This is a genomic window from Chryseobacterium tagetis (assembly GCF_016735585.2).
GTDB lineage: Bacteria > Bacteroidota > Bacteroidia > Flavobacteriales > Weeksellaceae > Chryseobacterium > Chryseobacterium tagetis.
This window is the reverse complement of sequence record NZ_JAERSE020000001.1, coordinates 77,470-91,911: the sequence shown is the minus strand read 5'-3', so window position 1 is coordinate 91,911 and position 14,442 is coordinate 77,470. Positions and strand designations below refer to the sequence as shown.

Below are 14,442 nucleotides of genomic sequence, written 5' to 3'. Positions count from 1 at the left end.
TCTTTTGCAAACTTTAATTTTTAATAAGGTTAAAATAATATCTTTTGTGACTTTTGTAGTTACAACAAATTCAATTTTCAGAATTCGACAAAATTCCCGATTTTTGCAACTTCAAAATACAATATGTCAGACTTAATCAAAGAAATAGAAAAGAGAAAAACCTTCGGAATTATCTCTCACCCCGATGCCGGAAAGACCACTCTTACAGAAAAGTTACTACTTTTCGGAGGGGCAATTCAGGAAGCAGGTGCGGTAAAATCCAATAAAATAAAAAAAGGAGCTACCTCCGACTTCATGGAAATTGAAAGACAGAGAGGAATCTCTGTGGCAACTTCCGTTTTGGCTTTTGAATACAGAGATCACAAAATCAACATTTTGGATACTCCGGGTCACAAGGATTTCGCAGAAGATACATATAGAACTTTAACAGCCGTAGATTCTGTAATCGTTGTGATCGACGTTGCAAAAGGGGTTGAGGAACAGACCGAAAAACTGGTTCAGGTTTGCAGAATGAGAAATATCCCGATGTTGGTTTTCATTAATAAGCTTGACCGTGAAGGTAAAGATGCTTTTGATTTGTTGGATGAAGTTGAACAGAAACTAGGATTAACGGTTTGTCCGCTTTCTTTGCCGATTGGTATGGGAAGTGACTTCCAGGGTATTTATAACATCTGGGAAAATAATATTCAGTTGTTCTTAGAGGAGAAAAAACAGAAAGTTGGAGAGGCTATTAAATTTAATGACATTAATGATACTTCAATTGATGATGTAATCGGCGAAAAAGCTGCAGCAACATTAAGAGAAGAATTAGATTTGGTTCAGTCTGTTTACCCAGAATTCAATCGTGAAGATTATATGAAGGGTGATTTACAACCTGTTTTCTTTGGTTCTGCTTTGAATAATTTTGGTGTTCGTGAATTATTGGATGCATTCATCGACATTGCTCCGATGCCACAGCCAAAAGAGAGCGAGACTCGTCTGGTAAAGCCTGAAGAAAGTGCTTTCACAGGATTCGTTTTCAAAATCCACGCGAATATGGATCCGAAACACAGAGACCGATTGGCTTTCGTTAAGATTGTTTCTGGAACCTTCAAAAGAAACGAAAACTATTTATTGGTAAGAGAAGGGAAGAAAATGAAATTCTCTTCACCAAACGCATTCTTTGCTGATAAAAAAGAAGTAGTAGACGAAAGTTTCCCAGGAGATATTGTTGGTCTGCACGACACAGGAAGCTTCAGAATTGGTGATACATTGACAGGCGGTGAAAAGCTAAGCTTCAAAGGTATTCCAAGCTTCTCTCCTGAACATTTCAGATATATTAACAACAGCGATCCGTTGAAAGCTAAACAACTGGCTAAAGGAATCGATCAGTTGATGGACGAAGGTGTTGCTCAGTTATTTACACTTGAAATGAACAACAGAAAGATCATCGGAACTGTAGGTGCACTTCAGTATGAAGTTATTCAGTATCGTCTGGAACATGAATACGGTGCTAAATGTACTTACGAACCTCTTTCTATGCACAAAGCGTGTTGGGTAGAAGCTGATGAAAAGTCAGATGAATTTAAAGAATTTGCAAGACTGAAGCAGAGATTCTTGGCAAGAGACAAATACAACCAATTGGTTTTCCTTGCAGATTCTTCTTTCACGATTCACATGACGCAGGAAAAGTTCCCGAATGTGAAGCTTCACTTCATTAGTGAGTTTAAGAATGCTTAATTAAGAAAAAAAGCTTTTAATAATATAATCCGTAGAATTTTTTCTGCGGATTTTTACATTCTAAACCTCAGAAAATACTTTATAAAAAAATGATTTCAGAATACGAATTTAACGACTTTAGAAATAATCTTGAGCAACTAACTAAAAAAGGATATGCTTTAATAAAAGGAAATCCGTTCGCTTTTTTAAGTATAAATTTTTCTTCAAGGCCATTTTATGGAAATATTGATAAAAATAAATTTACGATAACCCAAAATGCAAATATGTACCCAATCCCATATTTAATTAAAGGAACTTTTAAAAAGAAAGGAAATCAAACAGAAATATCTTATGAAATAATTCAAATGAGATTTGCATATCATTGGTTTCGAATTTTCCCTTTAATTGCTAATGTTATGGGCTTAATATGTATTATTTCAAATTTAGAAATAATCAACTCTAAGGTTTTAACTTTTGTGGAAATATTATTTATTCTGTTAATTTTTGAGTCTATACTTTTTGCACCAATTTTCATCAATAAAATAAAAAAAAGAAAATTCGAAAAAGAGTTTATAAAAAGAATGAAAATTATTATTCCCCAATAAAAACCTCTCGATATTTCTTTGTAAAACACCCAAAACCATTTTACAAAATATTAAAAATCAAATAAATACTATTTTACACCCAATAAACTATCCATTTACAATCTTTACAAAAGCTTCCCTACTAATTTTACCACATCGAAAAAATTAATGTTATGAAAAAATTCATCTTACTGGTTGCTGTATCAAGCACGTTTATCATGTGTAAAAAAGGAGAAGCAACAGCGTCTCATTTAGAAAATGCTGTATATTCAGCTGACAGTGCAGTTTCTGCAGCTTCGGATAAAATCAATAAAGTCAGCGATCAGGCCAATGCAGCTTTGGATTCTGCCGATATTAAAATTAAAGATTTTGAAGATACTAAAGAAAAGGTAAAAGAGCAGTTTGAAAATACTTCAAAAATAGTAGACTCTCTTTCTGATAAAATCTCATCGGTAAAACTGGAATCTAAAAAGGATTCGGTAAAAAAAGATCAAAAAATTGTAGTCAATGTTCCGGCTCCGAAAGTCATTAAGGAAACTAAAATTGTTTATAAAGACAAGCCTAAAAAAGAAAACTACGAGCTGAATGTTCCGAAAAACAAAATGGTAAAAACCGGAGTGTTGGAACTGACTGTAGACGATACTGAATTAGCAAGAGAAACGGTAAAAGACGAAGTGAAAAAGTATGATGGTTTTATAAAAAGTGAAAGCACGTCTTTAAACAACAACGACAAAAAAATAGCGTATTTAAAAGTGAGGGTTCCTATTCAAAAATTTGAATATCTGATGGAAGAACTCAGCTACAATATCGGTACAGTGGAAAACAAAGGAATTGAGGTTTCCGGACAGGATTTTGTTCAGAATACCATGTGCGAAGTAGATATTACACTCTACGGAAAAGAAGGCAGCTATACGGAGAATAAAGAGCCTACAACATTCGGAGAGAAAACATTTGCCGCGATTTCTTCCGGTTGGGATGTCATCATGTCTATTTTCTTATTTGTCCTTCCGTTGTGGCCTCTGTTTTTAATTATGGGTATTGGATATTATTTTTATAAAAAGAGAAACAAAAACAATACTCCAAATAACGATTCTAATTCAATTTAAGCTAATCTAAAAACCTGAATATTCACAAAAGCTTGTCATTCTGACGAAGGAAGAATCTCAACTGTTTATAAAAGATTCTTCATTCCACTTCGTTCCATTTCAGAATGACAGTTTTAATATTTTATTTTTTAATTTTATTTTAATCCGGTTTCAGTTTTAAAGTAATTACTTCTTCTTAAATTTATATTATAAATCATTTATTGAAATTCTAGTTAAAAATAGAATGCATTAGTTCTTGAAAGAAATAAAATATATAATATATTATTAATTTTTGTGGTTCGTGTGAAAGTAAAAAGGCTCTCAAATTGAGAGCCTTTTACTATTTCAGTATATAAGTAAGCAATTACTTTGCAATGCTTCTTGAAATTACAATCTTCTGAATTTCAGAAGTTCCTTCATAGATCTGAGTGATTTTCGCATCTCTCATCAATCTTTCTACGTGGTATTCTTTTACATATCCGTATCCACCGTGAATTTGTACAGCCTCGATTGTGGTATCCATTGCTACCTGAGAAGCATATAATTTTGCCATAGCTCCGCTTTCAGAGATATCTTTACCAGCATCTTTCTCACAAGCAGCCTTGAAGCAAAGCATTCTTGCCGCAGTGATCTGAGTTGCCATATCAGCCAATTTGAATGCAATTGCCTGGTGATTGATGATCTCAGTTTTGAAAGCTTTTCTTGTTTTAGCATATTTTAATGCCAATTCATAAGCTCCGGCAGCAATCCCTAAAGCCTGAGAAGCAATCCCGATTCTCCCCCCGTTCAAAACAGCCATTGCGAAATTGAATCCGAAACCGTCTTCCCCGATTCTGTTTTCTTTCGGTACTTTTACGTTGTTGAAGATCAAAGAATGCGTATCGCTTCCTCTGATTCCCAATTTATCTTCTTTGGTTCCGATTTCGAAACCTTCCCATCCTTTTTCAACGATGAAAGCATTGATTCCCTTATGTTTTTTCTCAGGATCAGTTTGTGCAATTACGATATAATATGTCGCAGTACCTCCGTTTGTGATCCAGTTTTTGATCCCGTTTAATAAATAGTGATCTCCTTTATCTTCAGCAGTTGTTTTCTGAGAAGTTGCATCAGATCCGGCTTCAGGCTCAGACAAAGCGAAAGCTCCGATTACCTGTCCGCTTGCAAGAGGAGTAAGGTATTTTACTTTTTGCTCTTCAGAAGCGAATTTTTCAAGACCTGCACATACCAATGAATTGTTTACAGACATTACAACAGCTGCAGAAGCATCTATTTTTGCAATCTCTTCCATTGCCAGAACGTAAGAAACACTATCCATACCTGCACCTCCGTATTTAGGATCTACCATCATACCCAAAAGCCCCATTTCTCCCATTTTTTTCACCTGTTCTGCAGGAAACTTCTGGTCGCGGTCTCTATCGATAACTCCCGGTAATAGTTCGTTCTGAGCAAAATCTCTTGCTGCCTGCTGAATCATCAGCTGTTCTTCTGATAAATTAAAGTCCATACAAATTGAATAATTAGATGGTCGCTAATTTACACTTTTTGGGCAAATCTGAAAACAGAATCACAAATTAGAGTAAATCAAGGAATAGCGTTAATTTTTAAATTTTCATCAGATATAAATTAAGTTTGAATTATTAAATATATTATGGCATACATTTTAGTAATTTCTAATTAATCACTTCCAATTTCCCCAATTAAAAAAAATGCTTATATTTAAATTTATTAAAATTACACTTAAAGAATCATGACGATCAAGAGATTATTTGACATACCATATCACGCTTTAGAAAAATATCCTAAGTCCGATATGTTCGTGACTAAATATCATGGAGAATGGAAAAAAACATCCACCCAAGAGTTTATCAATGAAGGGAATAAAATTTCGCGCGGACTTTTAAAACTGGGGATCAAGCCTGGAGATAAGATTGCCTTAATCACTACCAACTCGCGTACAGAATGGGCCATTATGGATTTGGGGCTTTCTCAGATCGGTGTAGTTTCTGTACCTGTTTACCCAAGTATTTCACCGGAAGACTATGAATTTATCTTTAACAATGCGGAAATAAAGTATTGTTTCGTCTCTGATAAAGACCTTCTCAACAAGGTCATGAAAGTAAAACACAACATCCCTTCTTTGCAGGGTATTTTTACTTTTGATAATGTAAGCGGCGCTGCCAACTGGAAAGAAATATTAGATTTAGGAGAAGACGATTCCACTCAAATTGAAGTAGAGGATCTGTCTAAAGCTATTAATCCGGATGATTTGGCAACGATCATTTATACTTCAGGAACAACCGGAAGACCAAAAGGGGTAATGCTAACTCACGACAATATTGTTGCTAATGTTTTAGGATCTATTCCAAGGATTCCTAAAAAAAGAAGCTTAGATTATAAAGATACAAGAGTACTGAGCTTTTTACCGATCTGTCATATTTTCGAAAGAATGCTGTATTATCTTTTTCAATACAATGGATTCTCTATTTATTTTGCCGAAAGCATCGATAAAATGGGAGAAAACGTAAAAGAGGTAAAACCTCATTATATGAGCGTGGTTCCGAGACTGGTAGAAAAAGTATATGATAAAATCTATAATACCGGATCTTCAGCCGGAGGTTTGAAATCAAAAATCTTCTTCTGGGCTCTTAATCTTATCACGAAAAAGAAAACGGTTTCAAAACCTTCAGGGTTACAGCAGATCATTGCAGATAAACTTGTTTTCAAAAAATGGAGAGAAGGTTTGGGAGGAGAAATCATCACTTTGGTTTCAGGTTCCGCGGCTTTATCTACAAGATTAAATTTAATGTTCCAGAATGCAGGAATTCCTATTCTGGAAGGTTATGGCCTTACGGAAACATCGCCTGTAATCTCTGTAAACAGCTTCGATAAGATGAAAATAGGAACGGTAGGACATCCTTTGGATAATCTGAGCGTAAAAATTCAGGAAGATGGCGAAATTACAGTAAAAGGACCTTCTGTATTCAAAGGGTACTTTAAAAATGATGAAATGACCAAAGAAGCCTTTACCAGTGACGGATATTTCAAAACCGGAGACATCGGACTGATCGACAGTGACGGCTTTTTACATATCACCGACCGTAAAAAAGAAATGTTCAAAACTTCCGGAGGTAAATATATCGCTCCCCAAACCATTGAGAATTTAGCCAAAGCTTCGAAATTTATAGAACAGATCATGGTCGTAGGTGATGGTGAAAAAATGCCTTGCGCACTGATACAGCCTGATTTTGAATTTGCAAAAAGCTGGGCAATGAGAAATAATCTGAATATCGGATCAACTCCTCAGGAAATTGCCAAAAGTACTGAACTGAAAGAAAGAATTGAAAAAGAAATTGACGGCATCAACGAACATCTTGGAAACTGGGAAAAGATCAAGAAGATTGAATTAACTCCTGAAATATGGAGCATTGATGCAGGTCTTTTAACTCCGACTTTAAAGCTAAAAAGAAAAGCTATTAAAGAGAAGTTTATTGATCTTTATAATAAGATGTATGAACATCATGAATAATAAAAAACCGCTTCAATAGAAGCGGTTTTTTATTTTTAGCATTGTTTGGCTTTACCTCATAATATCATTCAGAGCGGAACAAAGTGAAGCGTGGAATCTAAGTCTAAAATATTACGATTAAATTTCATTGACTAGATTCCTACGGAATGACAAACTCTGTGGTTATCTTAAAATTATTGCTTAGTTACTTTTTGTTTGTACCCCACAATAAATAAAAAAAGCTGTTTCAACATCTGAAACAGCTTTTATATTATTTACAATCGTAATTAAAGATTAGAATTTAATCACAGATTTCATTCTTTCGTTTTCTTCCATTACCAATTCATCATCTACAAGAATTTTTCCTGAGTGCTCATCGATAATGATTTTCTTTCTCTGAGCAATTTCCATCTGCTTTTGAGGTGGAATAGTAAAGAATGATCCTTTTGGAGCTCCTCTTTCAAGACCTACTACTGCAAGACCATTGATAGAGTTTGTTCTGATTCTGTTGTAAGAAGCCAACAATCTGTCATCAATTTTCGCAGCATATTCTTTAGATTGCTCTATAAGATACTCTTCTTCTTTCTGAGTTTCAGCAATAAGACCTTCTAGTTCTTCTTTTTTGAATTTTAAGTGATTTTTTAAATCGTCGATTTTTGCATTTAATTCACTTAATGTTTCATTTTTATGAGCAATCTTAGCTCCGAATTCTTTGATTCTTTTTTCAGAAAGCTGAATTTCAAGATCCTGATATTCAATCTCTTTACCTAATGCTTCAAACTCTTTATTGTTTCTTACGTTATCTTGCTGAGACTTGTATTTTTCAATTAAAGTTTTTGCATGGTTAATCACTTCATGCTTTGTCTTAATCTGATCGTCCTGATCTTTGATATCTGCATGAAATTTTTCAGCTCTTTTTTCAAGACCTTCGATCTCAATTTCAAGATCCTCTACTTCGATCGGCAATTCTCCTCTTGTATTTCGGATCTCATCCAATCTAGAATCAATAATTTGCAAATCGTATAAAGCTCTTAACTTCTCTTCAACTGGAATATCGTTGGTTTTTGCCATATATTTAAATGAAATAATTTACCGGGTTTGTTCTCTCAATAGATTTTGAGATTGCAAATGTACTAAATTTTTGTGATAATATTTCAAATAATTGTTGAGTTACAAATTGTTCTGATTCAAAATGTCCTATGTCACAAATCAGCATTTTTGACTCTGCCAGGAAAAAATCGTGGTACTTTATATCTCCTGTTAAATAAGCATCACATTTTTTAGAGAGAGCATATCGTATTCCGCTTGCTCCGGAACCACCTAAAACCCCTACTCTTTTAATTTTTTTACCATTGAAATCTGAGTGTCGGATTATTTCCAGATCAAATTTTTCTTTTACAAATTTCAGGAAATCTTTCTCTTCCATCGGTTCTTCAAAGTCTCCATACATTCCTAATCCTGAATGATGATTATCATTTTCCAAACTGTAAATCTGATAGGCAACTTCTTCATAAGGATGCGCTGTTTTCATTGCATTGATGATTTGACCTTTTTTATAGTCTTCAAAAATTACAGAGATCATATCTTCATCCGCATTTTCTCTGATATTTTGTTGCCCCGAAAACGGATTTGAACCTTCTATGGGTCTAAAAGTCCCGTTTCCGTTGATTGTAAAACTGCACTCATCATAAAACCCGATGTTTCCGGCTCCGGCAGAAAAAAGGGCTTCTTTCACTTTTTCAGAATAGTCTTTCGGAACAAAAACCGTCAGTTGTTTTAAATTATTTTTTTTAGGCTGCAGAATTTTCAGATGTTTTAATCCCAGTTGATTGCAGATTCCTGCATTTACTCCAAAGAAATCATTATCAAAAGCCGTGTGAATAGCATAAATAGCAATTTTATTTTCGATTGCTTTTAAAACCGCTCTTTCGACATAATTTTTTCCAGTGAGTGATTTTAATCCTGAAAATATAATGGGATGAAAACAGACAATCAAATTACAGTTTTTCTCTATTGCTTCTTCCACTACATTTTCCAACGCATCATGGCAAACCAGAATTCCTGAAACCTCACGATCCGGAACTCCGCATAATAGTCCTACATTATCAAAATCTTCCGCCTGACGGATCTGTATTCTTTCTTCAATTTTTGAAATTACGGCTCTTAGCTTCATTATATAAATTTTGTACCTCAACGAAGATATTAATTTTAGGAGATGTAAACTATTATAAAATTAAATTCTCTTTGGTATACAATAAAAAACCGATCATGAAGAAAAGACCGGTTCATAACAAACACTTAAATATACTTGAAACTCATCTTTTAGAATATTTTTATTTATCATAAAGTCCCTTATTAATCGGATATTTATTATATATTCAATAGAAATTATTACCTTTCTTGTGAAATAACAGCTTACAATGGAAAGAGAACACAATCTTGTTCCTGAAGACATTCTTTGGAAAAGATTCCTTTATCGCATAATTTATCGCTCCGATACTAAGCTCGGAAAACTCTTCGATATCATATTATTGGCTTTAATCCTTACGAGTACTGCTATCATTATGATGGAAAGCGTACCTCAACTGGATAAAAGATTTCATTATACTTTCCTGATTCTTGAATGGATCATTTCAATATTTTTCACCGCTGAATACTGGTCCAGAATCGCTGTATTAAAGAATAAAAAACAGTATATCTTCAGCTTCTTTGGAATCATTGATTTTTTTGCACTGGTTCCGTTTTATCTGAGCTTTTTCTTTCCTGTCACTAAATACTTCCTCATTTTCAGAATGCTGAGAATGTTGAGAATTTTCAGAATTTTCAACCTTCTGGATTTTATGAATGATGGATATCTTATCGTAAAAGCTTTAAAAAACAGCTCGCGGAAGATTTATATTTTCCTTTTATTTTTGGTTATTTTCTCGGTCATTGTGGGTTCTTTAATGTTCATGGTAGAGGGAGGAAGACCCGGCTTCGAAACTATTCCGCAATCTATTTACTGGGCAGTGGTAACCGTAACAACGGTTGGATACGGAGATGTCTCTCCTATTACACCTCTGGGGAAATTTTTTGCGGTAATTTTAATGTTGGCCGGTTATTCTATTATAGCTGTTCCAACTGGGATTGTGACTGCCGAAATGCGCAATAAAAGGCAAAACTTAGAAAAAATATGTGACCGATGTGGAAATGATGATATTGATGATGATGCAAGGTACTGCAAACAGTGTGGCAAGAAATTAGCTTAGGTTTCTGTATCATTCAATCTATTAACCAAATACCACCTCATCATGGAACCAAAAAAGAAAAACAAGCCCAATAGTTTAGTCATTATTCTTTTTGCATTAATTGTATTAATGATTATTATTTATTTTATTCTCGCCCTGTTCTTTCCCACTGTTTTTGATCTTTTGAACACAGGGGATATACAGCCTATACCTAATAAATAAAACCTTATTAAAATAAAAAAAGAAGCTTCCCAGATCTGGGAAGCTTCTTTTATAGTGTATTAATCATATAAAAAAACAAACATTATTTTTTAATTGCTTTAATCGTTTGTTTAGATCCATCTTTCATATTCAGAACCACTAAATACATTCCTGAATTTAATTCTCCTAAATGAAGTGTTGAAGTTGGTTTATCAAATGTTTTAACCAATCTGCCTGCAATATCTACAACTGAGATAGATTTTACGTTATTCACATCTGAAATATTCAATACATCTGCAAATGGGTTTGGATATACCTGAATACCTTCTTTAGCCGTAGTTTCTGAAGTACCTAGACAAGTTGCATTTACATTTACTACAACCGGTTGTCTTGCAGATTCACAGCTGCTAGAGAACTTCCAGTTATAAATATAGTACCAATAATTAGGTCCCGAAGAGAAATTATTACCTGTTACATTTATTGCACTTGATGTGAACGGATAAGTTGCTCCAGCAGTATTTCTATTTAAATATATTGCCACTCCTTGTCCTATTCTATACCCTGTTCCTACGGGCAAAGCATAATTAAGCGTAACAGTCTGAGCTGTAGTCCCATCATTTACCGCAACAGTATAAGGGACAGAAACCAAAGTTGCCCCAGAACTGTCTCTAATTTCTATAGCAGAACTTGTTCCTATTGCTGTGGAAGATGTAGGGAAAACATCTATGCTTACAAGTGTAGTTGGAGTAATAACATCAAATATTTGATAATATGTTCCAATTGCATAATTTGTAGCACTAACACTACCTAACACAGATGGATTAGCAGGACCTACCGTACCTATACCACCATTAGATTTAGTTGACACATAATAAGTAGTATTAGCTGAAATCACTGGGGTTGTATAAGAATTCCCAGTTGCCAATACATTTCCATTTGTCGCTGCATCGTACCAAGTAATTACAGCTCCAGCATCTGTTGTAGCAGAAATAGTTGCTGATCCGGATGCTCCACAAATTGTCGCACCAGTAGTTGAAAGCAAAGCCGGTGGTTGACATAAAGTCTGGAATGATACCGGAACTGCGGACCATGCACTTAAATCAGAACCTGTACAGTGAGATCTTACCCATACATAATATGTAGTAAGCGGAGATAATGGAGAAATTGATGTAGTCAATGCTGTTACCCCTGTTTGGTTTGGTGTTGCACTTGCAGCAGGCGCAGTATTTGAAGTACTATAATAGATATCATATCCTTGCGCTGGAGCAGGTGTAGCTGCCGTCCAAGAAACTGTAGCAGAGTTTCCAGTAATATTAGACATTGTAATTCCAGTTGGAGCAAAACAAGTAGGTGCTGCAACAACATTAAATGTAAAGTCTACATAATTTCCGTAAGGAGCAGGCCCACAAGAAGTAATTGCTCCCGATTCCGACAATGCAATTCTTGCTCTGTATGAACCTAAAGCCTGAGTTGACGGAACTGTAAAGGTTCCTGAACTTGTCGCCGCATATGTAGTTGTTGCTAAAACAGTCTCTCCTGCATCATTGAAGTCCAAGTCATTATTCCAGTCTACCCAGATGTAAAAATAACAAGTAGCTGTCGTAGAGTTTGCCAATGCATAATTAAATGAACCTCCAGGATAACTAGAGAATGAAGTCGTTGTTGCATTGTTTACATATGCAGAATAAGAACTTGCAGTGTAAGCCAAATTGGTAACTGCATTGGTAGTTGTAATTGTTTTTAAATAATATGTTGTAGAACCGCTTCCTCCTGTAGGAACACAATATCCTGTATATGCAGTAGTAGAAGTAGACCATGCACTTTGATCGGTAGAACTACATTTTGATCTTACCCAAATATAATACGTTGTATCAGCCGCTAATCCAGGGATGGTATAAGTAGTACCTGTAATATTGGTAATAGTAGCCGGAGTAGATGAACTAGGAGCCGTACTACTTGTGCTATAATAAATTTCGTACCCTTGTGCAGGTGCAGGTGTCGGTGCCGTCCAAGAAACATTAGCTGTATTTGAAGAAGCTCCTGTAAATGTAACTGCAGTTGGAATTAAACAACTAGGCGCAGCAACAACATTAAATGTAAAGTCTACATAGTTTCCATAAGGAGCAGGTCCACAAGAAGTAATTGCTCCAGATTCTGATAACGCAATTCTTGCTCTGTATGAACCTAAAGCCTGAGTTGACGGAACTGTAAAGGTTCCTGAACTTGTCGCCGCATATGTAGTCGTTGCCAACATAGTCTCTCCTGCATCATTGAAATCTAAATCATTATTCCAATCTACCCAGATGTAAAAATAACAAGTAGCTGTCGTAGAGTTTGCCAATGCATAATTAAATGAGCCTCCAGGATAACTAGAGAATGAAGTCGTTGTTGCATTATTTACATATGCAGAATAAGAACTTGCAGTATAAGCCAAATTGGTAACTGCATTGGTAGTTGTAATTGTTTTTAAATAGTATGTTGTAGAACTGCTTCCTCCTGTAGGAACACAATACCCTGTATACCCCGTAACAGAAGAAGACCATGTACTTTGATCAGTAGAACTACATTTTGATCTTACCCAAATATAATAAGCTGTGTTAGCTGCTAATCCAGGAATGGTATAAGTAGTACCCGTAATATTAGTAATAGTAGCCGGAGTAGATGAACTAGGAGCTGTACTACTTGTACTGTAATAGATTTCATATCCTAGTGTAGGTACTGGTGTAGCCGCCGTCCAAGAAAGATCTATTGTAGCAGAAGTCGATCCTGTAGTCACAATCGCTGTTGGAGCAAAACATGTAGCTAATGTTGTAAATGATGTTACTGCCGTCCAAGTACTCTTATCGGTTCCTGAACACGATGATCTTACCCAAACATAATAAGTAGTAGAAGAAGCTAATCCGCTTATTGGAGCTGACGTTGTTGTTGAGCTAACAGAATTTGTTGCATTTAAAACTGTACTTGATGAAGGGGCTGTATTTGAAGTACTATAATATACTTCATATCCACTAGGTGCCACTAAAGCAGCAGTCCAAGAAGCTGTTGCTCCACTTGCTGTTATACTCGCACTTGCAACAGTTAAAGCACTTGGTGCATAACAACTAGGAGGCGTCCAAACATACGTTAAACCAGAAGCAGGAAAGTTTGTGTTATCTCTTGAAACAGTAGCACTATTAGACGTTCCAGCCGTTGTACTTGTCCAGGCAGTACCAGTAGCACCTGATCTGTTATTAAAATCACTCGCCGAAGCACCTCTTAAACCTATCTGATTAGTTCTTGCAGTAGTATAGATATTATAATTGGGTCCATAAACAACAGAAGCACTATTAGAAGTTTCTGATAATCTCAATTGAAAATTAAGATAGTTACTTAAATCTGCTGTTGTACCATAATCATTATAACCTTTCCATTCTATAACAAAAACTCTGTTAGGAGCTGTTCCTTCTACCGATGTAAAAATTTTACCTGTCCCATATCGAACCACCGCTGTAGAAGAACTTAATGTAGCCGCAGCCGACATAGTGATTGTTCCTGCCGTTTCATTAAAAGCCGTTACCGTAGTACCAGCCGGAATCCCATTAGTAGTAGTATTGCCTAATTCTTTTCCTACTTCAATTCCTTTAAAAGAAGCCACATTAGTAATAGTGTTTGAACCACTCGTGGTGACTCCTGAAGTAACAAATACTCCCCATAAATCCCTATTCATAACCCCAATAGCTCCCGAATAGGCTGTTGTTGCTGAAATTACACCCGAACTTGTACTTGTTGTAGTTCCAAATGTCGCTCCACCGTTAGAATTCAAATAAATTGAAGTATAACCAGTACCATTGAAATTGAAATTAAAAGGAATTGTAACCGGCCATCCGGAGGTATCATTAGTTGTGATAGTTGTAGCATCACTCCCTGTAACAAGGGTACCAGTAGCTGAAATACTGTTAAACGTTCCGGAGCTCTGTGAAAATGTGTAATTATTCACCTGTGCATTTAATCCTTGCACAGCTCCAAAAAGTGCAAGAACCGTAATTCCCACATTTTTCAAACCGCAGCACCACTGCCATGGATTTTTGTAAAGTTTCTTCATGCTTATTAAATATTATTGCGGTAAAAATACAAAACAATCAATATAATTTTACTTAAAATTA

The 14,442-nt window shown here is 35.3% G+C and carries 9 protein-coding genes; 5 read left to right on the top strand and 4 right to left on the bottom strand.

Features of this window, described 5'->3' with window-relative positions; genetic code table 11:
* Positions 1-123 precede the first annotated feature (123 nt).
* The 3 genes from JI747_RS00385 to JI747_RS00375 all read left to right on the top strand — a co-directional run bounded on the left by JI747_RS00385 (position 124) and on the right by JI747_RS00375 (position 3,388).
* Positions 124-1,719 carry a peptide chain release factor 3 gene (locus JI747_RS00385; RefSeq protein ID WP_225685482.1) on the top strand — a complete coding sequence of 532 codons (1,596 nt, stop codon included), beginning with the start codon at positions 124-126 and terminating at the stop codon, positions 1,717-1,719.
* A gap of 89 nt (positions 1,720-1,808) precedes the next feature.
* Positions 1,809-2,303 (top strand): hypothetical protein, encoded by a 495-nt coding sequence (locus JI747_RS00380; RefSeq protein WP_225685481.1) that lies wholly within the window; start codon positions 1,809-1,811, stop codon positions 2,301-2,303.
* 152 nt (positions 2,304-2,455) lie between these two features.
* Positions 2,456-3,388 carry a DUF4349 domain-containing protein gene (locus JI747_RS00375; protein ID WP_225685480.1) on the top strand — a complete coding sequence of 311 codons (933 nt, stop codon included), beginning with the start codon at positions 2,456-2,458 and terminating at the stop codon, positions 3,386-3,388.
* Between the two features lie 343 nt (positions 3,389-3,731).
* On the opposite strand, the gene JI747_RS00370 is transcribed toward JI747_RS00375, so the two are convergent.
* Positions 3,732-4,871 carry an acyl-CoA dehydrogenase gene (locus tag JI747_RS00370; protein ID WP_225685479.1) on the bottom strand — a complete coding sequence of 380 codons (1,140 nt, stop codon included), beginning with the start codon at positions 4,869-4,871 and terminating at the stop codon, positions 3,732-3,734.
* A gap of 243 nt (positions 4,872-5,114) precedes the next feature.
* On the opposite strand from JI747_RS00370, the gene JI747_RS00365 reads away from it, so the two are divergent.
* Complete coding sequence (locus JI747_RS00365; protein WP_225685478.1) at positions 5,115-6,893, top strand: AMP-dependent synthetase/ligase; 1,779 nt, start codon at positions 5,115-5,117, stop codon at positions 6,891-6,893.
* A gap of 273 nt (positions 6,894-7,166) precedes the next feature.
* Here JI747_RS00365 and JI747_RS00360 read toward each other — a convergent pair whose 3' ends face one another.
* A complete protein-coding gene (locus JI747_RS00360; protein ID WP_225685477.1) occupies positions 7,167-7,943 on the bottom strand; it encodes a zinc ribbon domain-containing protein in 777 nt (258 codons plus the stop codon).
* A 4-nt stretch (positions 7,944-7,947) separates the two neighbouring features.
* A complete protein-coding gene (locus JI747_RS00355; RefSeq protein ID WP_225685476.1) occupies positions 7,948-9,045 on the bottom strand; it encodes a Nif3-like dinuclear metal center hexameric protein in 1,098 nt (365 codons plus the stop codon).
* 247 nt (positions 9,046-9,292) lie between these two features.
* On the opposite strand from JI747_RS00355, the gene JI747_RS00350 reads away from it, so the two are divergent.
* Complete coding sequence (locus JI747_RS00350; RefSeq protein WP_225685474.1) at positions 9,293-10,120, top strand: ion transporter; 828 nt, start codon at positions 9,293-9,295, stop codon at positions 10,118-10,120.
* Positions 10,121-10,403: 283 nt separating this feature from the next.
* On the opposite strand, the gene JI747_RS00345 is transcribed toward JI747_RS00350, so the two are convergent.
* Positions 10,404-14,381 carry a fibronectin type III domain-containing protein gene (locus tag JI747_RS00345; protein ID WP_225685473.1) on the bottom strand — a complete coding sequence of 1,326 codons (3,978 nt, stop codon included), beginning with the start codon at positions 14,379-14,381 and terminating at the stop codon, positions 10,404-10,406.
* Positions 14,382-14,442 lie beyond the last annotated feature (61 nt).